A 21,008-nucleotide genomic window follows, 5' to 3' on the forward strand; every position below is an offset into this window, starting at 1 on the left:
GTGGATGACGGAGCAACTTCATTTTTCTGAGCTCTGGCCGCACTGGCCGGAGCTGCTGGCCGGCCTGTGGGTGACGGTGCAGCTGACGGTGCTGGCGACGATCGGCGGACTGGCGATCGGCATCCTCGGGGCGGCGATCCGCAGCGGCCGCCCGGGCGCCCTCAGCCGGGTCTGGGGCGGATATGTGGAAATCATTCGTAACACGCCGTTCGTGGTGCAGCTCTTTTTTATCGTCTTTGGTTTACCGAACCTGGGACTGAAGATGACCGCCGGCGAAGCGGCGCTGCTGGCGATGGTGGTTAACCTTGGGGCCTACAGCACCGAGATCGTGCGCGCCGGCATTCAGGTGACGCCGAAAGGCCAGTGGGAGGCCGGACGCGTGCTCGGACTCAGCCGGACGCAAACCTTCGTTCGCGTCGTGCTGCCCCCGGCGCTGCAGCGGATTTATCCGGCGCTGGTCAGCCAGTGCATCATCGTGATGCTCGGCTCGTCGGTGGTGTCGCAGGTCTCCTATGAGGAGCTGACCTTCGCCGCCAACCTGATCCAGTCGCGAACATTTTTGAGCTTTGAGGTCTATCTGGTGACCACCGGGATCTACTTAGCGTTATCGATAGCGATGCGTCAGCTGCTGATGGCGGCGGGGCGTAAATGGCTGGGAGTGCAGGCATGATGACCACCTTTACCGACTGGGACATTATCCGCAACCTGCTGCTGGCCGGTCGCTGGACGGTGCTGCTGTCTCTGGTCGCGTTTACCGGCGGGGCGCTGGTGACCTTACCGTTGCTGCTGCTGCGCCTGACCGGCGGACGGCAGGTAAAACGACTGATCCGCGGCTACGTCGAACTGTTTCAGGGGACGCCGCTGCTGATGCAGCTGTTTCTGGCATTTTTCGGCGTGGCGCTGTTCGGCATCGACGTCTCGGCATGGACCGCGGCGTCGGTGGCCCTGACGCTCTACACCAGCGCCTTTCTGCTGGATATCTGGTTCGGCAGCATTCGCGCGCTGCCGAAAGGCCAGTGGGAAGCCTCGCGCTGTCTCGGGCTGAGCTTCGGCCAGACCCTGTACCGGGTGGTGGCGCCGCAGGCGCTGCGGATCGCCATCGCGCCGACGGTGGGGTTCGCCGTACAGGTGATCAAAGGCACGGCGCTGGCCTCGATTATTGGCTTTGTGGAGCTGACCAAGGCGGGAACCATGCTGACCAACGTCACTTACCAGCCGTTTAAAGTGTTTGCCCTGGTGGCGCTGGGCTATTTCATTCTGTGCTATCCGCTGTCCCGCTACAGCCGTTATCTGGAGAACAAATTCAATGCCTCTCATCACCATTAATCAGATGCAGAAGTACTACGGCGACAACCATGTGCTGAAGGGCGTCGATCTGGATATCGACATGGGGGAAGTGATCTCGATCATCGGCCGCAGCGGCTCGGGCAAAAGCACTCTGCTGCGCTGCATCAATGGCCTGGAGGGGTACCAGGAGGGGAGCATCAAGCTCGGGGGCATGACCATCACCGACCGCGATTCCCAGGCCCGGGAGATCAGCCGCTCCATCGGCATGGTATTCCAGAACTTCAATCTCTTTCCGCACATGACGGCGCTGGAGAACGTCATGCTGGCTCCGCGGCGGGTGCTGAAGAAGTCCCAGGCCGAATGCCGCGAGCTGGCGCAGCGGATGCTGGAGAAGGTCGGGCTCGGCGACCGTCTGGATTACTACCCGGCCAACCTCTCCGGCGGCCAGCAGCAGCGCGTGGCCATCGCCCGGGCGCTGGCCATGTCGCCAAAGGTTTTACTTTGTGACGAAATCACCTCGGCGCTCGACCCGGAACTGGTGGGCGAAGTACTGAAGGTGCTGGAGCAGCTGGCGGCGGAAGGCATGACGCTGATCCTCGTCACCCATGAAATGAATTTTGCCCGCGAAGTGGGCGACCGCGTGGTGTTTATGCATCAGGGGCGCGTCTGGGAGCAGGGTGACAGCAAAACGCTGTTCGCCAGTCCGCAGACAACCGAACTGAAACAGTTTATCTCCTCGGTGCGCGGTCTTAACTAACGTAAGGAATGGCAGATGGATATCACTCAGTTTTCGCAAATTAACCCGCCGCAGCGCCTGCTGATGGGTCCGGGGCCGATCAACGCCGACCCGCGCGTGCTGCGCGCCATGGCGAGCCAGCTGGTGGGGCAGTACGATCCGGCGATGACCCACTATATGAATGAAGTGATGGCGCTCTACCGCGGCGTGTTTCGCACCGAAAACCGCTGGACGATGCTGGTGGACGGTACCTCCCGCGCCGGTATCGAAGCGATCCTGGTGTCGGCGATCCGTCCGGGCGACAAGGTGCTGGTGCCAGTGTTCGGCCGGTTTGGCCACCTGCTGTGCGAGATTGCGCGCCGTTGCCGGGCAGAGGTACACACCATCGAGGTGCCGTGGGGGGAAGTCTTTAGCCCGGACCAGGTTGAGGACGCGATCAAGCGCGTGCGCCCGCGCCTGCTGCTTACCGTGCAGGGCGATACCTCGACCACCATGCTGCAGCCGCTGGCGGAGCTGGGGGAGATTTGTCGTCGCCACGACGTGCTGTTCTATACTGACGCCACCGCGTCGCTCGGCGGCAACCCGCTGGAAACCGACGCCTGGCAGCTGGACGCGGTGTCCGCCGGGATGCAGAAGTGCCTGGGCGGCCCCTCCGGCACCTCGCCCATTACCCTCAGCCCGCGGATGGAAGAGGCGATCCGCCGCCGCCGCTGCATTGAGCAGGGGATCCGCACCGACGCCCACCACGATGGCGTCGACGAGATGATCTACTCCAACTATTTCGATCTCGGCATGGTGATGGATTACTGGGGGCCGGAGCGCCTTAACCACCACACCGAAGCGACCTCGGCGCTGTTCGCCGCCCGGGAGTGCGCGCGCCTGATCCTTCAGGAGGGACTCGACAACGGCATCGCCCGCCACAAGCTGCACGGCGATGCGCTGCTGAAAGGGATCCAGGCGATGGGTCTCGAGACCTTTGGCGACCTGCGGCACAAAATGAATAACGTGCTGGGGGTGGTGATCCCCAACGGGGTCAACGGCGACCAGGTGCGTAAGCTGATGCTGGAAGATTTCGGCATTGAGATTGGCACCTCGTTCGGCCCGCTGCACGGTAAAGTCTGGCGCATTGGCACCATGGGCTATAACGCGCGTAAAGACTGCGTGATGCAGACCCTCAGTGCGCTGGAGGCGGTGCTGAACTACCTCAAGTTCACCACCACCCAGGGCGCGGCGATGCAGGCGGCCTGGGATCACTACCGCACCGAGGGCAACCTATGAGTGATACCGTCCGCCAGCAGGCGGAGAGAGAGGCGGCCGCCAGCCGGGTAATGGCACGCGCCGACCAGTTGGCCGCCCTCAGCGAAACCGCCGACGCCCTGACCCGGGTCTATCTGTCGCCGGAGCATCTGCAGGCCAACCAGCTGGTGGGTCAGTGGATGCAGGCCGCCGGTATGATGGTGTGGCAGGACAGCGTCGGCAACATCTGCGGTCGCTATGAAGGCGTGCAGGAGGGCGCGCCGGCGGTGCTGCTGGGCTCTCATCTTGACACCGTACGCAACGCCGGGCGCTACGACGGCATGCTCGGCGTGCTGACGGCGATTGAGGTGGTGCAGCGTCTGCACCAGCAGGGGCGACGGCTGGCAAAGGCTATCGAGATCGTCGGTTTTGGCGATGAAGAGGGCACCCGCTTCGGTATCACCCTGCTTGGCAGCCGCGGCGTCACCGGCACCTGGCCTGAAAGCTGGCTGTCGCAGCGCGATGCCGACGGGGTGAGCGTCGCCCAGGCGCTGGTGAATGCCGGGCTCGATCCGGCGCGGATCGCCCATTCCGCCCGCCGCCCGCAGGATATCGCCGCCTATCTGGAACTGCATATCGAGCAGGGGCCGTGCCTGGAGCAGGCGGGTCTGGCGCTCGGCGTAGTGGAGGCGATTAACGGCGCCCGCCGCCTGAACTGCCGCTTTACCGGCGAAGCCGGCCATGCCGGCACGGTGCCGATGCTCCATCGTAAGGACGCGCTCGCCGCGGCGGCGGAATGGATGGTGCAGGTGGAAAGCCTGACCCGGCAGCGCGGCGGCAATCTGGTGGCGACGGTCGGCACCCTGCGCTGTGCGCCGGGCGCGGTGAACGTGATACCGGGCGAGGTGCAGCTGACGCTGGATATTCGCGGCCCGCAGGATGCGCCGCTGGCGGCGCTGCTGGAGGAGCTGCTGGCGGAGGCGCAGGCCATTGCCGGGCGCCGCCAGCTGAGCTTCAGCGCCGAGGAGTATTATCGCATCGCCGCCACCGCCTGCGACAGCCAGCTGCAGGCGGTGCTGAGCGAGGCGGTGGTGGCAGTGCAGGGGCGGTCGCTGACGCTGCCGAGCGGCGCAGGGCATGACGCCATCGCCATCGCCGAGCGCTGGCCATCGGCCATGCTGTTTGTGCGCTGCCTGGGGGGCGTCAGCCATCACCCGGCGGAATCGGTCACCACCGCTGACGTCGGGCTGGCCATCGACGCGTTCTCCCGGGCGGTAGAGCAGGTGGCCGACGCCTGATCGCGCCGGTTGCCGTACCCCGGCTGGCGGCGTTACACCGCCAGCCGGTTGACCACCTCGGCGACGGAGGTGATGGCATGGATATTGCCGATCCCCGCCCCCACCGAGATATACCCCTCATCAGTATTCCCCTCCAGCATGCCCAGCCGCATTCCTCGCAGACCGCCCATCGCCTGGGCCAGCTCGGCCTTTGAGGCGCCGGCCCGGTCCATGGCCACCAGTGTGTCGCTCAGTTTGCCGGGCAGAGCGCGGTAGTAGTCCGGCAGGGTACGGAACAGCCGCAGATCGAGGCCGTTGGCGGCGACAATTTTCGCTTTCACCGAGTCGGGAACCCGGCTTTCGACGGTGCTGATGAATACCGAACCGGCGAAGACGCCTTCCGCGCCGAGGGCGTGAGCGGCACGCGCCCCTCGAGCATCGGTTATCCCCCCCGCGGCCATTACCGGAACCCGCTGTACCGCGTCAACAATCAGCGGGACGATGGTGAAGGTCCCCAGCGCGGTGCCCGGCAACGTGCCGCCTTCGTCAAAGCCGGTGGCGACGATAATGTCCGCTCCGGCCTGCTCCGCCCGGCGGCTGTTCTCAGGCGTCGGGTTAATATCGCGATAGATAATGGTGATCCCGGCGGCTTTCAGTTCGTCAAATAGCGCCGGTTTTAACGAACCGTCGCCGTAGCCGGTGTAGACCACCACCTTAACGCCTTCCGCTTTGATCACCGGCAGGATCGCCGGCGTCCAGATGTCGTTTTCCGCCGTCGGGATCAGATTGACGCCAAAGGGTTTCTCGGTCAGCTGTTTGGTTTTGCGGATCTCTTCGCGCATTTTCTCAGCCGTCGCTTCCGGCGTGGAGACAGCGGTTGCCGCCGTCAGCCCGGCGTTCGGACCCAGTACCCCGAGACCACCGGCGTTGCCGACGGCCGCCACCAGACGCGCATCGGTCAGCCAGGAAAGCGGCCCCTGGACCACCGGTTTTTCAATACCCAGAATGCGGGCAACGCGGTTAGATTGCATGAGATTTTTCCTTTTATGTTAACAAGTTATCTTTTTTTTCGCCCCAACGATGCGGCAATGAGAGCAGTGTAGGCGCCTTTATTGTTTTAAAAAATGAGCGAAAACTTTCAGCACTATTATTAATTTAGTAATAATTACGGCAGACGATGAGATAGGGGACGGGACGTTATGCAGATGAATCTGTTTGAAAATATTAAAATCTTTATTGAAATCGTCGACGCCGGCAGCTTTTCCCAGGCGGCGGAAAATTTGCAGATCCACCGGCCGGCGGTGACCAAAGCGCTGCAGCAGCTGGAGCGGGAGAGCGGGGTCAGGCTGCTGCAGCGTACCACCCGGCGCCTGTATCTCACGCCGGAGGGAGAAGAGTTTTATCGCCGCAGTAAACCGCTGCTCTCCCAGGCCGACGATCTGCTGGAGTCGTTCGCGCCGGACCGGCCGATACGCGGCCAGCTACGCGTCGATATGCCGATCGCTTTTGCACGGCTGCTGGTGATCCCGCATCTGGCGGATTTTTATCAGGCCCATCCGGAGGTGGAAATTGTCCTCAGCAGCTCCGATGTGCGCCGGGATATGCTGCGCGATGGCCTGGATTGCCTGCTGCGGGTGGGTGAACTGGAGGATGGCGACTATGTGGCGCGCTCGCTGGGGGAGGTGGCGTTAACCACCTGCGCCAGTCCGGAATATCTGGCGCGCTATGGGGCGCCCGCCACGCTGGAGGACCTGCAGTCGCACCTGGCGGTGAACTGGGTGAACAGCAGCAGCCGGCAGATTATGCCCTGGCGATTCCAGACCCCGGCGGGCGTCCGGCAGGTCGCCATTCCCGGCAAGCTGGTGCTGGACAACTCGGAAGTCTTTACCGCCGCCGGGCTGGCGGGGCTGGGGATGCTGCAGGGGATGCGCTTCTTTTTACAGCCCTACATCGACAGCGGCCAGCTGGTGGAAATTTTACCGGACTTTCCGGCGCCGCGTCGGCCGCTGTCGCTGCTCTATCCGCACCGGCATCTTTCGCACAAGGTGCGGGTCTTTGCCGACTGGCTGCAGGGGCTGGTGGCGACCCTGGAGCGGACGCCGCCGGCTTGACTCTGCTGGCTGAGCGTTTATATATAAAATGTGAATGCTATTAAAGCAATAAATCACAAGGCTGGATAATGACTCAACCTGTAAGGGAATGCTGATGAAACTCTGGAATAAAACACTGCTCGCTTCCGCACTGTGCCTGACCCTGTTTGGCTGCGACGATGCGTCGAAAGTAGATAACAAACTGGATAAGGCGAAAGATAATGCGGAGCAGATGAAGGATGCCGCGGCGGACAAAGCCCAGGCGATTAAGCAGGATGCGGATAAGCAAATTGATACGCTGAAAAGCCAGGCCGACGCCGAGGCCGATCGCCTGAAGGATCAGGCCAGCGCCATCAAGGCGGAGGCGGACAAGAAAGCGGATGCCATCGCCGAGCAGGCGAAAGCCCAGGCCGATGCGGTGAAGCAGAACGCAAAGCAGGAAAGCGACCGCATCGTCAAAGAGGCGGGTCAGATCAAAGACAACGCCATCGGCGATGCCAATCAGCTTTCGGCGGAAGCGGCGAGCAAAACCAAAGCCATTCAGGACAGTATCGCGAAGGATAAACAGAACGCTACGCCACCGGCCGCCCAGCAGTAACTCGCGGTGTTTGCCTGGCCAGCCGCCGTCCGTAAAAACAGAGCGTGGAGCCTGATATCGCGCCCGACGGCGCTGCGCTTGCGCGCGCCTGCAAGCGGGGCGAGTTGGCTGCGCAATGATCGGGTATTGTAGGCCGGGCAAGGCGTTGCCGCCGCCCGGCACATAGAACGGCATTAACATCCTGCTCAGGGGTATCTTACGATACCCCTTTTTGATGCCCGTTCCGGGTTCAGCGGTTTGGAAGCAGGGTGCCTTTCAGGCCGTGCGGCTCGGAGCGCAGATATTGCGAAGGTACGCGAACCTGGGCGCCAAGGCTGGCCGCGGCGTGCCATGGCCAGTGCGGATCGTAGAGCACCGCGCGGGCGAGGGCGATCAGGTCGGCATCGCCATTCTCCAGCGCCGCTTCCGCCTGCTGCGGGTCGGTGATCAGTCCCACGCCAATCACCGGGATGGCTACCTGCTCGCGAATGTCGCGGGCGAAAGGCAACTGATACCCCGGCCCGACGGTGATTGCCTGCTGCGGCGACAATCCGCCGCTGGAAACATGGATATAGTCGCTGCCCAGCGCTTCCAGCTGCTGACTGAACTGAATGGACTGCTCGCCGTCCCAGCCGCCTTCGACCCAGTCGGTAGCCGACAACCTGACGCCCACCGCCATGGCGTTGCCCACCGCCTCGCGGATTGCCTTAAACACTTCCAGCGGATAGCGCATGCGGTTTTCCAGCGAACCGCCATACTCGTCCCGGCGCTGATTGCTGAGCGGCGAGAGAAACTGGTGCAGCAGATAGCCGTGGGCAGCGTGCAGCTCAATCAGCTCAAAGCCCAGGCGTTGGGCGCGCAATGCGCTGGCGACAAAGGCCGCTTTGATGCGCGCCAGATCGGCATGGCTCAGCTCGGCCGGGGCGCGATCGCCGTCGTGAAACGCCACCGCGGAGGGGGCGACGGTCTGCCAGCCGCCCTGGTTGAGCGCCAGCTGATGGCCACCCTGCCAGGGGGCCGCGCAGGAGGCCTTGCGCCCGGCATGCCCCAGCTGGATCCCCAGAGGGATCGGTGACCAGGCCCGAATATCCTCCACCACGGCGCGCAGGGCGTTTTCGGTTTCATCATCCCACAGCCCCAGATCCCCCGGCGAGATACGTCCCGCCGGCTCTACCGCCGTGGCTTCCAGAATTAACAGGCCGGCGCCGGAGAACGCCAGCTGCCCGAGATGGATCCGGTGCCAGGACGTCGCCTTCCCCTCATCGGCAGAGTACTGACACATGGGGGCGATAACGATACGGTTATCCAGCGTCAACTGACCAATACGCGTCGCGCTAAAAAGATGACTCATGAGTACCTCGTAAATGTTAGACGTGGTCTTGCTCGGGGACGAACAGCCACTGTTTATAGCACGCCTGCCAGCCCCCCTTTATTCGGATATTGCGTTTAAACGTCCCGCTAGTCGATAAACCAGAGACGGCGCCGCCGGCCGGTTGCCTGCTGTGACACCGCGCGGGCCATTGCGCTGCCAATCTCGGCGCTGGCCGTCAGCCCCTGGACAAAGGGGCGATCGTGCATCAGCCAGGGAAGGGCGCCGAAGGCGACCCGGCCGCGCACTGCCTCCGGCGCCTGCAACGTGTAGTCATCGCCAACGTCCGGAATAGCGTCGCCGCAGGCCAGCAGCTGTTGGCGCAGTGAAGGAAAGGGCAGATCCCGGGTTTTGAGCGCTTTCTGTCCGCGGGCATCGATAAAGACATCGAATTCACAGCGCTGCTGATGATGGACAATCAGCGTCCGGTCAGACTCGCGCTGCAGATCGTAATCCTCACCCAGCGCCACAATGCGCAGAATGCCCGCCCGGTGCAGGGCCAGCAGGCGGCGAATGGACTCCGGCGGGATCGCGGCGTAGTTATCGATAAACACGCGGGCGAGCCCCTGGCGGAAGCGACGGCTGTCCTCGTCGTTGAGCTGCGGCACCACGGTTTCAATCGCCTCGTGCAGGCGGAGAATGGCATAGCGCCAGGGCACCGTGTGGCGCTCGCGCTTATTGCGCTCCACCTCCTGCAGATTGCGCTGCGCCCACTGGAAGGGGTCATGGGTAAGACGGTCGGCAAACCAGGCGTCGGCGATGCTGTCAGGCGTCAGCTGGCGCAGCCCCTTCGCCTGACACCAGGCCGGGGCGGCATATTCCAGCTCCTGGACGATCAGCTGGAACACCCGCTCCAGCAGACCGTCGCTGCCCTGAGCGACGGCCGCCTCGAGGGCGGCAGGGGTGGCGATCTCCAGCGGCTCCCACGGGATCGGGCAGTAGAAATCGGCCTCTGGCAGCACGCCGTTGCGTGACATCAGCGTGATCTCCAGCGCTTCGCTGCCGGGATGCAGGGAAAAATGGGTCGTTTTGTCGTGTTCAGTGTGGAAAACGCCGTGGCGGGCTACAACCGCCACGGCGGCATCAATCGCGCTTAAGGAGGTCCCGAGGATCCCCACCCGACAGGGGGCGATGCGGGCCTCCATCAGGCCGGTCCACGGGCTGGGGAAGTATTGCCGGCTGGCGCGTTCTTCTTCAGGCCACAAATGGCCGGTGGCTATCACCACCAGATCGACGATAACCGGCTGCGCCGCGCTGTCGGTGTGGATGGCGATCCCGACGGGCTGCACCGCAATATCCGTGACCTCACAGGACTCGCAAACGTTCACCACGAAGCCGGCGTCTCTGGCCCGTTGGACAAGATACAGAAAGCGGTCGCGGTAGTACTCGCCGAGGATCACCCGCGGCAGAAACTGGCGCTCATGCAGCGCGTGCCGTTCAAGACCGCGCGCCGCCAGCCAGTCATCGCTCTGCTGCTGCAGCCATTGCAGATAGGTCAGGTCGATAGGGGGGATCTCAATGCTGGCGATGTTGGCCAGCATCTGCGCCGCGGTATTATCATCGCTGTAGGGCATACCGACCCCGGCCTGCGCCTCTTTTTCAAACAGCGCGATCGATAGCGGCTCACCGCGCTTCACCAGTTCATACAAGGTGTAAATCCCCGTCGGCCCGGCGCCGACGATGGCGATTCTCTTCATGATTCTCTCCCTTCCTGTGGGTGGATACGGCATCGGGGCAGTGCACTGAAACCAGCCTGTCCTTAATTCTGGTCGAAAATTAGCGAACCGGTGGGCCGTCGAACGCAATTTGAAACAAATTAGCGTGCTAATAAACTTGCCGACGGCCGGAAAAGGGGTGTAATTAACAAAAGAGCAACTTTATATACAAACAATTTACACAAGCGGTGGCACCTGCCTGCTCTGCCGGACGCCGCGCAAGCTCCCGGCAACGCCGTCGGGATAGGGATGACAAGATGCACGGCTGGACTTCACGACAGCGCAATGCGGCGATCGCCAGTTTTTTAAGCTGGACGCTCGATGCTTTCGACTTTTTCCTGTTGGTTTTTTTACTGAGCGATATCGCCCACTCCTTTCACGTCGACCTCGAAGAGGTCACCCTGGCGATTCTGCTGACCCTGGCCGTGCGGCCCGTCGGCGCATTGATCTTCGGCAGGGCGGCGGAAAAGTTTGGCCGCAAACCGATCCTGATGCTCAATATCGTTTTCTTCTCCGCCTTTGAGCTGCTCTCCGCCGCGGCGCCGTCGTTGATGCTGTTTTTTCTGCTGCGGGTGCTGTACGGCGTGGCGATGGGCGGGATCTGGGGCGTGGCTTCGTCGCTGGCGATGGAGACGATCCCCGACCGCTCGCGCGGCCTGATGTCCGGTCTGTTCCAGGCGGGGTATCCCTTCGGCTATCTGCTGGCGGCCGTGGCCTACGGGCTGCTGTTTGCACAGCTCGGCTGGCGCGGGATGTTTGTCATTGGCGCCGCCCCGGTGCTGCTGTTGCCGTTTATCTATTTCTGCGTCGAGGAGTCCCCGGTCTGGCTGGCGGCCCGGCAGAGTAAAGCGAGCACGGCTCTGCTGCCGGTGCTGCGTAGCCACTGGAAGCTGTGCCTGTACCTGGTGGTGCTGATGGCGGCCTTTAACTTCTTCTCCCATGGGACGCAGGATCTCTACCCGGTATTTTTGAAAGTCCAGCACGGGTTTGCGCCGGAAACGGTCAGCATTATCGCGGTGTGCTACAACATCGCCTCAATCATCGGCGGGGTGTTCTTCGGCTCACTGTCGGAGAAGATTGGCCGGCGCAAAGCGATTATGATCGCCGCTCTGCTGGCGCTGCCGGTGATCCCGCTGTGGGCTTTCGCCAGCGGCTCGCTGGCGCTGGGGGCCGGGGCGTTTCTGATGCAGTTTATGGTGCAGGGCGCCTGGGGGGTGATCCCGACCTGGCTCAACGAACTGGTCCCGGCCAACACCCGGGCGGTGCTGCCCGGTTTCGTCTATCAGCTGGGGAATCTGCTGGCCTCGGTGAATGCCACCCTGCAGGCCTCCATTGCGCAGCACCACGGGCATAACTACGGCCTGGCGATGGCCCTGGTGGCCGGGACGGTGGCGATCGTCATTACCATTCTCACCTTCTTTGGCCGCGAGGGCCGGGTGGCGCAACCTGCCGGAGCGGCGCGTCACCAGCCGCTCTCCACCAGCCGTTAAGGGCTGACGCCGGGCGTAATCAGGCGCCCGGCAGACACGCTAACCGCGCAGGCGAACCGTCGCCGCCTGGCGTTTTTCCAGCGAGCAGATGCCAATCCCCAGCATAATGAACAGCGCGCTGAACAGGTGCCAGGCATGGGGCTGGGTATGCAGGAAGAGGATGCTTAACACGCCACCCGAGAGGGGGATGATGTGGGTGTAAATCTCCCCCCGCGTGGCGCCGATGGTGGCGATCCCTTTATTCCAGAACAGATAGGCCAGCCATGACGGAAAAATCACCAGATAAGCCAGCCCGCTGAGGAAAAACGGCTCGCGCCAGGCATCCCAGTCCTGCGCCGGGTGGCGCATCAGCCAGAAGGCGACGATCGGCAGCAGGAGCAGGGCGCCGAGCAGCGAGCTGACGGCGACAAAGCCATTCGCCGGGATCCGGCGGTCCTTCAGACGTAACAGCGAACAATAGAGCGCCCAGCTCAGCGCCGACCCCATCGCCCACAGATCGCCGACGGAAAAGGTATGCAGCGAGCCGGCATGCAGCGGGTTGCCCTGGAATAAGAGGATCATCACGCCGAGGGTGCTGAAGACCACCCCCAGCCAGTTGCGGGCCGATACCGGGTCGCGAAAAATCAGCCGGTTAATCAGCAGCACCATGCTCGGCGTGGCGGACATATAGATGGCGGCGTTGAGGGCGGAGGTGGTTTGCAGACCGATATAGAGCGTGAGCGGGAAACTGACCTGACCGCAGAGGGTGAGCACCAGCACCGCCGGGGCGTTTTCCCGCAGCAGATGACGACTGCCGGCAATCTGCCGACGGTAGAGCAGGCCCAGCAGCAGCGCCGTTAACGCCCACCGCGCTTCGGTCATCAGGATCGGATCCACGCCCTGAACCAGCACGTGACCGACAACGTAATTCCCACCCCAGAACAGGGCGGCCAGCGTCAGTAACAGATAGGGCATCGTGATTCCTTGTGTCGTTTGTCACTGTACTGAATGGTAACGTTATTATTTTTATAATATCAACACTATTTTAGTGGCTTTTGTTATGTTTATTTAAAGTCGTTAATAAACAGCATATTAACAATGTGGTTGAAATTTCCGTTGCCGCATTGTGAGCGGTACTATACCGTATAGTCGCCATGCATTTCACAGGGACAAATTCATGCGTAATACCGACAATGGGGTCATTGGTAGTGACCAAACCGCGGTGATGGCCAGGCTGGCGCTGGATGAGTTAATTGACCAGCTTCTGCACAGCAACGCGCTGTCGCTGAAGCTGACGGCCAATCCGCTGGTCGCTGACAGAGCCTGGCATCTGACGGAGAATACCTGCATCCGCGCCTTCTCCGCTGACGATCCGCAGGCCAAAAAGCGCGCGCACCATGCGCTGTTCATCCTTTATCAGTCCTGGCTTGCCGACCCGCTCTCGCCGGCGGCTGCCAATCAGTTTCATCCGCTGCTCTCCGGGATCCGAAATTACATTGAGTCTGAATGGCTGCGGGCGGAAAGCAAACGTTTCCACCGCCAGAGGCCGGTGCTCAATGCCGGCAATATCGTCGACGAACTGCGCGCCTTATGCCAGCAGCACCCGGCGTCTCATCATCCGCTGTTCGATTTTCTTGCCAGCGAGGCCTCCGCGGCGCAAATCGACTATTTCTTCAAAAGCGACAGCGCGCTGAATCTGCTTTTCTTCGATCTGGTGGCGATGGGGCTGGTGGGCTCGTTGCCGGAAACCCGCGCCGAGATTGCGCAAAATCTGTGGGATGAGATAGGCCAGGGCAGCACTGAGATCACCCACGTTAATCTGTATAAGGATTTACTGAAGCGGCGGAATATCGCTTTACCGGACAATCATTTTGCCCATCTTTATGAGTGGCAGGGGCTGGCCGGGTATAACGCCTTTATGCTTGGCGGCATAAATCGTCAGCATTACTACAAATCGCTCGGGGTGATGGCGATGACCGAACTGCTCGACCCGCCGCAGTATGAAAAACTGGTGGCGGGCTGTCGGCGGATTGGGCTTAGCGATCGCGACGTGCATTACTATGCCGAACACATCACGGTCGATATCGGCCATGCGGACGGTTGGCTGAACAATGTGATTGTGCCGATTGGCAAAAAACATCCGGCGGCGATGGAGGAGGTCTACTTTGGCGCCGCGCTGCGCCTGCAAACCTGCAACGATTACTATGACGGTCTGCTGGCGGCGCTGCAGTCGCTGGACGGCAGCATGCGCTCACAGCGTACCGCCTTCTGAGTAGATCAGCGCTTTGGCCGCGCTCCAGGCGGTCGTCCCCGGCGGGATCTCCCGGCATTCGGCGGACTCGGCCTGCTGGGCGGCGATGGCGCCATCGATGAGCATCACCATCATCATGGCGACCCGTTCGGCAGGCTCTGGTTTTAATACCCGAGTCAGAATATCGCGGAAGAACTGCCACAGGCGCGATTTGAACCGGGAGCACTGCTCCCGGATCGCCGGCGATGACGCGCCATATTCAAACAGCGCGCGGGTAAACATGCAGCCGTGGAACGTTTCGCAGGTCAACCAGCACTGATAGTAGTCGAACACGGCGAACAGCTTCTCCCGCGCGGTGGCTTTATCCGCGGTGATCTGCGTCAGATCCTGCATAAACTCGCTCTCTTTCTGCCGGAGGATAGCCAGAATGAGCGCCTCTTTATCGGCATAGTAGCGGTAGAAGGTCATTTTGGAGATGCCGGCATGCTCAGCAATCCGCTCGATGCTGGGCGACTGATATCCTTCGCGATTAAACAGCGCGCTGGCGTGGCGGAGAATGTCCGCTTGTTTTGGCTTCATGCGTTTTCCTGTCGAATGGTTCGCTGTCATGACTGCCGGTGACCCGGTCGTCCTGCGACAGCGGTGCATTATGCCGGATCTTGCCGCCAGGCGGGCAAAAAGTAAATCAGCCGCGCCACGCGCGGCGCCGGTATTGGTGTATAAGGTGACAAGGATGAAGAAGAACATTGCCTTTTTTGACTTCGATGGCACGATAACCCACGAAGATACGTTTACCCCTTTCATTTATCAGTCCCTCGATGCGAAAGCCATTCGTCGGGGCAAACTGCGGCTGTTGCCCTATATTCTCGCCTGGAAAATGGGCTGGCTTTCAGCCTCTGCCATCCGGCAAAAAGTGTTTCATTATGCTTTTGCCGGGAAATCGCAACCTGAGATCCTGCAGCGTGGGAACGATCATAGCCAGGCGTTTATTCCCCGCACGCTGCGGGAGAACGCGATGCAGCGTATAGCCTGGCATCAGGCGCGAGGGGACACCGTGGTGGTGGTCTCAGCCTCGCTGGATGTCTACCTTCGACCGTGGTGCCAGCAGCATAATCTTGAGCTGCTGTGCAGCGAAGTGGAATTTCAAAACGGGGCAGCGACCGGAAAGTATCAGGGTGGAGACTGCAGCGGCCTGGCCAAAAAGGCGCGTATCCTGGCGAACTACGCCCTGACCGATTACGAAGCGATCTTCGCTTACGGCGATACGCCGGAAGATTTCGCCATGCTGGCGCTGGCCACCACTCAAATCTATCGCTGGGAGGAGGCACCGCCATGCAGCTAGCGGCGTCAGGCTGCGCAGGTTAAGATGGCGCGCTATTGCCCCACTCACCAGGAAGAAGAGATGTTGCTACCCCTGACCACGCCCCGGCTGCTGCTGCGCCGGTTAAGAACGGAAGATCTGCCGTCTTTCAGCCGCTATCGCAACCTGCCGGAAGTGGCCCGCTTTCAGAGCTGGAGCCATTACGGTATGGCAGAGGCGACTGCCTTCTATGAACAACAGCGCTCCCTGGCCTTTGCTGAGGATGAGAGTTGGTTCCAGCTTGCCGTAGAGATCCAGGCCAACGGTGCGCTGGCGGGAGATGTGGGGATCCACTTTTTCGATCAGGGCAGACAGGCCGAGCTGGGGATGACCTTTTCCCCGGCGTATCAGCATCAGGGGTATGCCCGGGAAGCCATACAGGCGGTGATAGCCTTACTCTTTGAACCGTTGGCCCATCACCGGCTGATCGCGGTGGTAGACACCCGCAATACCGCCGCGATCAAACTCCTGGAAGGACTGGGCTTTCGTCGCGAGGCGCATTACCGGCAGAATATCTTTTTTAAAGGCCAGTGGGGCGATGAGTATCTGTATGCGCTGCTGCGCAGCGAATATCAGTGAAGTGACGGCCTGGCCGTCACTTCTGCCAGGGTTGTCGTTAGCTATGCTGGCGGATAAAGCGCGCGCGCCACGGTTTTAGCACCCACAGCGCGAGGGCAGCGGTGACAAAATCCAGGCCAATGGCGCAGCTGAAAACCACATGCCAGCCGTGGGTGTACTGATAGAGCAACGCCGCCAGCGGGCCGCCGAAGATTGACCCGAGGCCCTGAGAAATATACAGCCAGCCATAGTTGCTGGCGGCATGTTCGCTGCCGAAGGTATCGGTGAGCGTCGACGGGAAGAGGGAGAAGATTTCCCCCCAGCCAAAGAACACCACCCCGGAAAGCAGGACAAACAGCAGCGGATCTTCCCGGCACGCCAGCCAGAGCGTCATCGCCACCCCCTCCAGCGCAAAGGCGATAAACATGGTTTGCTCGCGGCCGAAGCGGTCGGAAATAAAACCAAACAGCGGCCGGGTTAAACCGTTGGTGAAGCGGTCTATCGTTAACGCCAGCGGCAGGGCCGCCATGCCAAACACCACCGCCTGGCTAATGCCGAAGTCCTCGGCGAACACCGCCATCTGCGAAGTGACCATCAGCCCGGAAGTCGACATCATCGCCATCATGGCAAACATCAGCCAGAACAGCGGTTGACGCAGCATTTCCCGGGAGGTAAACGATCTGCTGCTCTGCGCCACCGTCTGGCTGACGGGCAAAGAGACAGCAGGCGGCGGCAGCTTCAGTCCCTGACTGGCGAGGAAGCCGACGAGCGCGAAGAGAACCCCGAAGGTCGTCATCGTGTGTTCAAGGCCGTTGGTGGTCAGCGACAGGGAGATGGGGAAGGTGGTTAGGATGGCCCCCATCCCGTAGCCCGCCGCCACCGCGCCGGCGGCGAACCCCCGCTGCTGCGGAAACCATTTGACCATCAGGCCGACAACGCCGATGTAGACGATCCCGGTTCCAAGGCCGCCCATGCAGCCATAAACCAGCCACAGCGTCGCCAGGCCATTCACCTGTGCGGAAAGCACCCAGCTCATTCCCGCCATCACCGTGCCGATAGCGATTAACCGCCGTGGGCCAAATTTCTCCACTAACCGCCCCTGAAAGGGCGAAAAGAAGGTCTGGAGGATGATCAGCAGCGAGAAGGTGACCTGCAGCTCGGGCAGACCGACGCCCAGCTTTGCGGCCAGGGGTTTCGTCAGCAGCGTCCAGACATATTGCGGACTGGAGATGGCGGCCATACAGATCAGGCCCAGCACCAGCTGGCGCCATTTGCCATATTTCGGGGTAACCAACGGTTCGCTGAGTGTCGTCATGTTGTTCTCCGTTTTCAGTTAACAGGTTTCCGTGAAACGCATCCGCCCTGGAGGCTTCACGGAGAGAAGAAGGCGTTGGCGTCGCGACCGCAGGTGGCTATGGGTTGTCGCCTCCTGGCCTGAGATCTTGTCAACATCGCTGTATACAACCGCAGAGCATTAAACGTGCCAGTTAAAATAGTTCTTTATATACAAACAGTTAACATGGAGGTGTGGGAGGGGATGGGATTCAGTATGGTGAACAGGCGGCACTGAGTCGGTGCAAATGGGTCATCGCTGTGCGCTTCACTTATTGACTGGCTCAAGGCCGATGGTAGGTCTAATGGAAAAAGAGGCATGGCATTCAGGCGGGGGACAGGCACCCTCCTGCTTATCCGCTTCCTGATCGCTGATTATATTCACGCTATGGATACAGGAGGCGCTAACCTGGTCGGTGCGAACGGCTTTAAATCGCATGCTGATGAAGTTGAAGATAAACCCTGCTTAAACATGACGCAGAAATAAGTGAAAAATAAGTTACAGTTAACAATTTATTAAATTCACATTAGAATTATTTTAATGGTTATTTTTACAACGCACTGATTTATAAGTTTAAATATAATGACAGACTGGATTTTCATCAAATAGTGATGACGGCGAATATCATTGATAATACCAATATCATGATCTATGGTAGCGTTCACTTAATAGTAAATTGAATGAGGTAGGAAATGCATAATTATATTGCCAAAGGTATTGCGCTGGCTGTAGCCATCGCTGCCTCAGGAACGGTGCAGGCTATTGAAAAAAAGAATCCAGATCCTTATTTTTCAGGGGTCAAGATTTTTGCCCTAAAGGAGGCCGCCGGAAGTGAATGGGATAGCGTGACCGGCGAGGCGAAGTATCTGGTGACCTATAAAGTTACGCTTGATAACTTCTCTGATAAAAGCATTGAACCTGGCAAAGATAACAAAATGTGCTTCTTTTTGTATGATAAAAATGGCAAGTCATTTATGAGCACGGGTATTGAAATGGAGATGCTGAAAAAATACAAACCCATTGAAAGCCGAACAGGTAACGTGTTCTTCAGCAGCGCCGATCCTGAAATACTGAATATACCTTTTGTCCGTCTCGCTTTCGGTAAAGACTGCTTAACAAAATAACTACCATCCCGAGCGTGGATGATCTGCCTTATATGACGTTAGCGTAACACCAGGCGTTCGTCAGGTGTTACGAGATGAACATAACATCTGGATGATGAGGGGGCATGCGCGGCAGACATCAACCGTGTCAAGCACCACGCTCATCTGAAGTAGGTCACTCGTATTTCATTTTACGGGGGAGGTGCGTCTGCCGGGAGGGGGATACACTGGCCAGTTATTGGACAATCTTTACGCGTCTTTTTTTGCGTCGCTATCCGTGACGCTCCTGATGATTTTTCTCAGTTGGCAAATGCCAAAACTCATCGCTAATTTATTATGGTGCTTCGCTTTGCTTACGGTGCCTGTAAAAAGAGAGTGCCCGACAAAATGGCTATCCTGATAAAAAACAGTATCAGCGTGTAACTCGCCAGAAATCACCAGCACTGCTATTAGCAAAAGGAGAGAAGTTTTCATCATTCGTTTCTTGTCAGCTTAACTCTGTCTCTGGTTATCCGGGCATTATGTACACCGTTCAGCAATGGTAGTGACCGACCGATGTATATCCGGGGCATGCGGCGCATAATAAAATTCTACCGAAGTCTGCCTGCCGTTGAAGTTACTGATTTCCACCCACGCGACAGTCGTGTTTTCAGTATTCATCAGGTTGTACTTATCGATGTTTTCAGGAAGGGTGTCATCATATTCCAGCGATAAATTCGCTTTAGAAGCGGCATAATGAAGGCAATCAATCACCTGATTTTTTCCCTGATTAACGTAATAGGTTTCTTCTTCCGGGTGTATGCCCACATCCCCCAGATCCACGCAACCACTTAACAGAAAAAGGGGGGGCAACATCAGCAATATTTTCATGGAATCTCTCTGTATTAAATAACATTGGCGTGATTTTAACTTGTATTTAACAGGCCAAGCATTCTGAGTTAACGAATGGTGAATTTATTCCACCCCTCTACTTAACGTGGCGCAATATTATCACCGTGCGTTAAAACGCACAACCCTGCGATTTAGCGTTAGTATGTATTCAACATTTAAATGCTTTACCGTCAGGCGGGTAAAACAGGCGGTAAAAATCTGATGCCCCTGGCGACGGGACAGGGAAGAAGCGCCTGCGACATCCCCCCATGTCGAAGCGGCGTAATGGCAAACATTTACCCCGCGCCATGATAATCAGCTACAGGATTCATCCCCCATGACCCACGGCCGGTTGTTGGCCAGGACGCGGTGGACTTTCCTTTTGCACCAAAGCTATGCAATGCCCCACTTTTACTCCCCATTTTTGGGAGGCGATGCGCCGATTGGCGGTAAATCACTGAAAGCACGGCTGTCTGGCTCCTGGCATGGCGCTTGCAATACCATCAGCAGAAAGCAGCGCAACAGACAATTTAGATCACACAATAGCTGGCTAGGGTTCCGGTTCACCGCGGTGAACGTCTGGTCCGAGAGCTGGCGACCTCGGCGAGGTTACACGGCGGGATAAAAGCCCGGGAGACAGCAGCACCATTGGGTGTCGCGCTGCTCCGTTTCTCGTGCTAACCAGAGGTCCACCATGAAAACATCGCCGCTCCTCCGCTCACTTGTCCTGTCACTGACGCTATTGACCAGCGTCCCGTCCTTTGCCGCCGTCAAGAAAGAGTTCAACGTCTGCTGGACCATCTACGCCGGCTGGATGCCCTGGGGCGCCATCAGCAATGAAAAGATCATCGATAAATGGGCCAGCAAGTACGGCATCAAAATCAATATTGTTCAGCTCAACGATTACATCGAATCCATCAATCAGTACACCGCCGGGCAGTTTGACGGCTGCACGATGACGAATATGGACGCCCTGACCATTCCGGCGGCCGGCGGCGTCGACAGCACGGCGCTGATCACCGGCAGCTACTCCGATGGTAACGACGGGGTGGTTCTGAAAGGGGCGGATAAAAAGCTCAGCGACCTGAAAGGGATGTCGGTGTATCTCCCGGAGCTGTCGGTCTCCCACTATCTGCTGGTGCGCGGCCTGGAAAAAGCCGGGCTGCAGGAAAAAGACGTCAAGGTGGTGAATACCTCCGATGCCGATATCGTCTCGGCCTTTGGCACCAGCGGCGTGCGGGCGGCGGTGGTCTGGAATCCACAGCTGTCGGTTATCAAAAAGACCCCGCAAACCAGCGAAGTGTTTAGCTCCTCGCAGGTGCCGGGCGAGCTCATCGACATGATGGTGGTCAATACCCAGACCCTGAAAGATAACCCGGCGCTGGGCAAAGCGCTGACCGGCGCGTGGTTTGAAATGATGGCCAAAATGAAGGCCGGCGATACCCAGGCGCTGAGCGCTATGGCCGCCGACTCCGGTACCGATCTCGCCGGCTACCAGGCGCAGCTCAAAACCACTCATCTTTTCTGGACGCCTGCCGACACCCTGGAGTTTATCGCCTCGCCGGATCTGGCGAAAACCATGCAGCGTGTGGCGCAGTTCTCCTTCGATAAAGGTCTGCTGGGCGAGGGGGCGCAGAGCGCGGACTTTATCGGCATGACCTTCCCGGGCAATGTCACGCTCGGCGATGCCGCCAACCGCAAACTGCGCTTTGACGACAGCTACCTGAAGCTGGCCGCCGCGGGCCAGCTGTAATGATTGCCGCCGGGAGACCACGCC

20 protein-coding genes, 1 pseudogene and 1 riboswitch are annotated in these 21,008 nt (G+C 59.5%); of the genes and pseudogenes, 13 read left to right on the plus strand and 8 right to left on the minus strand.

All coding sequences use genetic code 11. The features are described from left to right. The first annotated feature begins 4 nt into the window (after positions 1–4). Genes LGM20_RS12290 through hpxK form a run of 5 tightly spaced genes read left to right on the plus strand, consistent with a single transcriptional unit; the run spans position 5 to position 4,557 of the window. A complete protein-coding gene (locus tag LGM20_RS12290; protein ID WP_044523341.1) occupies positions 5–670 on the plus strand; it encodes an amino acid ABC transporter permease in 666 nt (221 codons plus the stop codon). Beyond that, a complete protein-coding gene (locus LGM20_RS12295; RefSeq protein ID WP_002905295.1) occupies positions 670–1,326 on the plus strand; it encodes an amino acid ABC transporter permease in 657 nt (218 codons plus the stop codon). The genes LGM20_RS12290 and LGM20_RS12295 overlap by 1 nt, the downstream gene beginning before the upstream one ends. Beyond that, positions 1,307–2,044: an amino acid ABC transporter ATP-binding protein gene (locus LGM20_RS12300; RefSeq protein WP_002905293.1), complete on the plus strand. Its 738-nt coding sequence runs from the start codon at positions 1,307–1,309 to the stop codon at positions 2,042–2,044. The genes LGM20_RS12295 and LGM20_RS12300 overlap by 20 nt, the downstream gene beginning before the upstream one ends. Positions 2,045–2,059: 15 nt before the next feature. Next, the gene (locus LGM20_RS12305; protein ID WP_044523339.1) at positions 2,060–3,301 is read left to right on the plus strand and encodes a pyridoxal-phosphate-dependent aminotransferase family protein; all 1,242 of its coding nucleotides are present in this window, start codon (positions 2,060–2,062) and stop codon (positions 3,299–3,301) included. After that, positions 3,298–4,557, plus strand: coding sequence for an allantoate amidohydrolase (gene hpxK, locus LGM20_RS12310; RefSeq protein ID WP_044523337.1), 1,260 nt, complete (start codon positions 3,298–3,300; stop codon positions 4,555–4,557). The genes LGM20_RS12305 and hpxK overlap by 4 nt, the downstream gene beginning before the upstream one ends. A 32-nt stretch (positions 4,558–4,589) precedes the next feature. Here hpxK and LGM20_RS12315 read toward each other — a convergent pair whose 3' ends face one another. Continuing rightward, complete coding sequence (locus LGM20_RS12315; RefSeq protein WP_044523334.1) at positions 4,590–5,567, minus strand: NAD(P)H-dependent flavin oxidoreductase; 978 nt, start codon at positions 5,565–5,567, stop codon at positions 4,590–4,592. 174 nt (positions 5,568–5,741) lie between these two features. On the opposite strand from LGM20_RS12315, the gene LGM20_RS12320 reads away from it, so the two are divergent. Together LGM20_RS12320 and LGM20_RS12325 are read left to right on the plus strand one after the other, a co-directional pair. Further along, the gene (locus LGM20_RS12320) at positions 5,742–6,647 is read left to right on the plus strand and encodes a LysR family transcriptional regulator (RefSeq protein ID WP_162823508.1); all 906 of its coding nucleotides are present in this window, start codon (positions 5,742–5,744) and stop codon (positions 6,645–6,647) included. An 88-nt stretch (positions 6,648–6,735) separates the two neighbouring features. Beyond that, a complete protein-coding gene (locus LGM20_RS12325) occupies positions 6,736–7,224 on the plus strand; it encodes a hypothetical protein (RefSeq protein ID WP_032452914.1) in 489 nt (162 codons plus the stop codon). Positions 7,225–7,453: 229 nt separating this feature from the next. Here the strand turns inward: LGM20_RS12325 and LGM20_RS12330 are convergent, their stop codons facing one another. Next, positions 7,454–8,554: an NADH:flavin oxidoreductase/NADH oxidase gene (locus LGM20_RS12330; protein ID WP_023289748.1), complete on the minus strand. Its 1,101-nt coding sequence runs from the start codon at positions 8,552–8,554 to the stop codon at positions 7,454–7,456. Positions 8,555–8,661: 107 nt separating this feature from the next. Beyond that, positions 8,662–10,269, minus strand: a complete 1,608-nt coding sequence (locus LGM20_RS12335) for an FAD-NAD(P)-binding protein (protein ID WP_044523328.1) — start codon at positions 10,267–10,269, stop codon at positions 8,662–8,664. Between the two features lie 275 nt (positions 10,270–10,544). Between LGM20_RS12335 and LGM20_RS12340 the strand changes: the two genes are divergently transcribed. Then, a complete protein-coding gene (locus LGM20_RS12340; protein ID WP_023289746.1) occupies positions 10,545–11,777 on the plus strand; it encodes an MFS transporter in 1,233 nt (410 codons plus the stop codon). A gap of 39 nt (positions 11,778–11,816) precedes the next feature. On the opposite strand, the gene LGM20_RS12345 is transcribed toward LGM20_RS12340, so the two are convergent. Continuing rightward, complete coding sequence (locus LGM20_RS12345) at positions 11,817–12,731, minus strand: DMT family transporter (RefSeq protein ID WP_044523326.1); 915 nt, start codon at positions 12,729–12,731, stop codon at positions 11,817–11,819. A gap of 202 nt (positions 12,732–12,933) precedes the next feature. On the opposite strand from LGM20_RS12345, the pseudogene LGM20_RS12350 reads away from it, so the two are divergent. Then, a pseudogene (locus tag LGM20_RS12350) lies at positions 12,934–14,032 on the plus strand (iron-containing redox enzyme family protein). Here the strand turns inward: LGM20_RS12350 and LGM20_RS12355 are convergent. After that, positions 14,008–14,586, minus strand: a complete 579-nt coding sequence (locus LGM20_RS12355; protein WP_023289743.1) for a TetR/AcrR family transcriptional regulator — start codon at positions 14,584–14,586, stop codon at positions 14,008–14,010. The pseudogene LGM20_RS12350 and the gene LGM20_RS12355 sit on opposite strands and share 25 nt — an antisense overlap. Before the next feature lie 154 nt (positions 14,587–14,740). Here LGM20_RS12355 and LGM20_RS12360 point away from each other — a divergent pair, with 154 nt between their 5' ends. Together LGM20_RS12360 and LGM20_RS12365 are read left to right on the plus strand one after the other, a co-directional pair. Beyond that, positions 14,741–15,349 carry an HAD-IB family hydrolase gene (locus LGM20_RS12360; protein WP_044523320.1) on the plus strand — a complete coding sequence of 203 codons (609 nt, stop codon included), beginning with the start codon at positions 14,741–14,743 and terminating at the stop codon, positions 15,347–15,349. A gap of 24 nt (positions 15,350–15,373) precedes the next feature. Next, complete coding sequence (locus LGM20_RS12365) at positions 15,374–15,946, plus strand: GNAT family N-acetyltransferase (protein ID WP_072413220.1); 573 nt, start codon at positions 15,374–15,376, stop codon at positions 15,944–15,946. 37 nt (positions 15,947–15,983) lie between these two features. Here the strand turns inward: LGM20_RS12365 and oxlT are convergent, their stop codons facing one another. Next, positions 15,984–17,240 carry an oxalate/formate MFS antiporter gene (gene oxlT, locus LGM20_RS12370; RefSeq protein WP_044523312.1) on the minus strand — a complete coding sequence of 419 codons (1,257 nt, stop codon included), beginning with the start codon at positions 17,238–17,240 and terminating at the stop codon, positions 15,984–15,986. Positions 17,241–17,950: 710 nt separating this feature from the next. Between oxlT and LGM20_RS12375 the strand changes: the two genes are divergently transcribed. Further along, positions 17,951–18,382, plus strand: a complete 432-nt coding sequence (locus LGM20_RS12375) for a DUF4354 family protein (RefSeq protein ID WP_044523310.1) — start codon at positions 17,951–17,953, stop codon at positions 18,380–18,382. A gap of 228 nt (positions 18,383–18,610) precedes the next feature. Here the strand turns inward: LGM20_RS12375 and LGM20_RS12380 are convergent, their stop codons facing one another. Next, positions 18,611–18,835 (minus strand): hypothetical protein, encoded by a 225-nt coding sequence (locus tag LGM20_RS12380; protein WP_032428852.1) that lies wholly within the window; start codon positions 18,833–18,835, stop codon positions 18,611–18,613. Between the two features lie 45 nt (positions 18,836–18,880). Beyond that, complete coding sequence (locus LGM20_RS12385) at positions 18,881–19,231, minus strand: hypothetical protein (RefSeq protein ID WP_044523307.1); 351 nt, start codon at positions 19,229–19,231, stop codon at positions 18,881–18,883. Between the two features lie 539 nt (positions 19,232–19,770). Next, positions 19,771–19,869, plus strand: a riboswitch (guanidine-I (ykkC/yxkD leader). A 56-nt stretch (positions 19,870–19,925) separates the two neighbouring features. Here LGM20_RS12385 and LGM20_RS12390 point away from each other — a divergent pair. Then, positions 19,926–20,984 carry a putative urea ABC transporter substrate-binding protein gene (locus LGM20_RS12390; protein WP_044523304.1) on the plus strand — a complete coding sequence of 353 codons (1,059 nt, stop codon included), beginning with the start codon at positions 19,926–19,928 and terminating at the stop codon, positions 20,982–20,984. Positions 20,985–21,008: the final 24 nt, after the last annotated feature.

Source organism: Klebsiella quasipneumoniae subsp. quasipneumoniae (assembly GCF_020525925.1).
Lineage (GTDB): Bacteria > Pseudomonadota > Gammaproteobacteria > Enterobacterales > Enterobacteriaceae > Klebsiella > Klebsiella quasipneumoniae.

Bases quoted from the DNA above. Each gene is read 5' to 3' on its own strand.
- LGM20_RS12330 (WP_023289748.1), bottom strand. From the start codon at position 8,554: ATGAGTCATCTTTTTAGCGCGACGCGTATTGGTCAGTTGACGCTGGAT.
- oxlT (WP_044523312.1), bottom strand. From the start codon at position 17,240: ATGACGACACTCAGCGAACCGTTGGTTACCCCGAAATATGGCAAATGG.
- LGM20_RS12335 (WP_044523328.1), bottom strand. From the start codon at position 10,269: ATGAAGAGAATCGCCATCGTCGGCGCCGGGCCGACGGGGATTTACACC.
- LGM20_RS12320 (WP_162823508.1), top strand. From the start codon at position 5,742: ATGAATCTGTTTGAAAATATTAAAATCTTTATTGAAATCGTCGACGCC.
- LGM20_RS12295 (WP_002905295.1), top strand. From the start codon at position 670: ATGACCACCTTTACCGACTGGGACATTATCCGCAACCTGCTGCTGGCC.
- LGM20_RS12345 (WP_044523326.1), bottom strand. From the start codon at position 12,731: ATGCCCTATCTGTTACTGACGCTGGCCGCCCTGTTCTGGGGTGGGAAT.
- LGM20_RS12305 (WP_044523339.1), top strand. From the start codon at position 2,060: ATGGATATCACTCAGTTTTCGCAAATTAACCCGCCGCAGCGCCTGCTG.
- LGM20_RS12290 (WP_044523341.1), top strand. From the start codon at position 5: ATGACGGAGCAACTTCATTTTTCTGAGCTCTGGCCGCACTGGCCGGAG.
- LGM20_RS12355 (WP_023289743.1), bottom strand. From the start codon at position 14,586: ATGAAGCCAAAACAAGCGGACATTCTCCGCCACGCCAGCGCGCTGTTT.
- LGM20_RS12365 (WP_072413220.1), top strand. From the start codon at position 15,374: ATGGCGCGCTATTGCCCCACTCACCAGGAAGAAGAGATGTTGCTACCC.
- LGM20_RS12315 (WP_044523334.1), bottom strand. From the start codon at position 5,567: ATGCAATCTAACCGCGTTGCCCGCATTCTGGGTATTGAAAAACCGGTG.
- LGM20_RS12375 (WP_044523310.1), top strand. From the start codon at position 17,951: ATGCATAATTATATTGCCAAAGGTATTGCGCTGGCTGTAGCCATCGCT.
- LGM20_RS12360 (WP_044523320.1), top strand. From the start codon at position 14,741: ATGAAGAAGAACATTGCCTTTTTTGACTTCGATGGCACGATAACCCAC.
- hpxK (WP_044523337.1), top strand. From the start codon at position 3,298: ATGAGTGATACCGTCCGCCAGCAGGCGGAGAGAGAGGCGGCCGCCAGC.
- LGM20_RS12380 (WP_032428852.1), bottom strand. From the start codon at position 18,835: ATGAAAACTTCTCTCCTTTTGCTAATAGCAGTGCTGGTGATTTCTGGC.
- LGM20_RS12340 (WP_023289746.1), top strand. From the start codon at position 10,545: ATGCACGGCTGGACTTCACGACAGCGCAATGCGGCGATCGCCAGTTTT.
- LGM20_RS12325 (WP_032452914.1), top strand. From the start codon at position 6,736: ATGCTGATGAAACTCTGGAATAAAACACTGCTCGCTTCCGCACTGTGC.
- LGM20_RS12300 (WP_002905293.1), top strand. From the start codon at position 1,307: ATGCCTCTCATCACCATTAATCAGATGCAGAAGTACTACGGCGACAAC.
- LGM20_RS12390 (WP_044523304.1), top strand. From the start codon at position 19,926: ATGAAAACATCGCCGCTCCTCCGCTCACTTGTCCTGTCACTGACGCTA.
- LGM20_RS12385 (WP_044523307.1), bottom strand. From the start codon at position 19,231: ATGAAAATATTGCTGATGTTGCCCCCCCTTTTTCTGTTAAGTGGTTGC.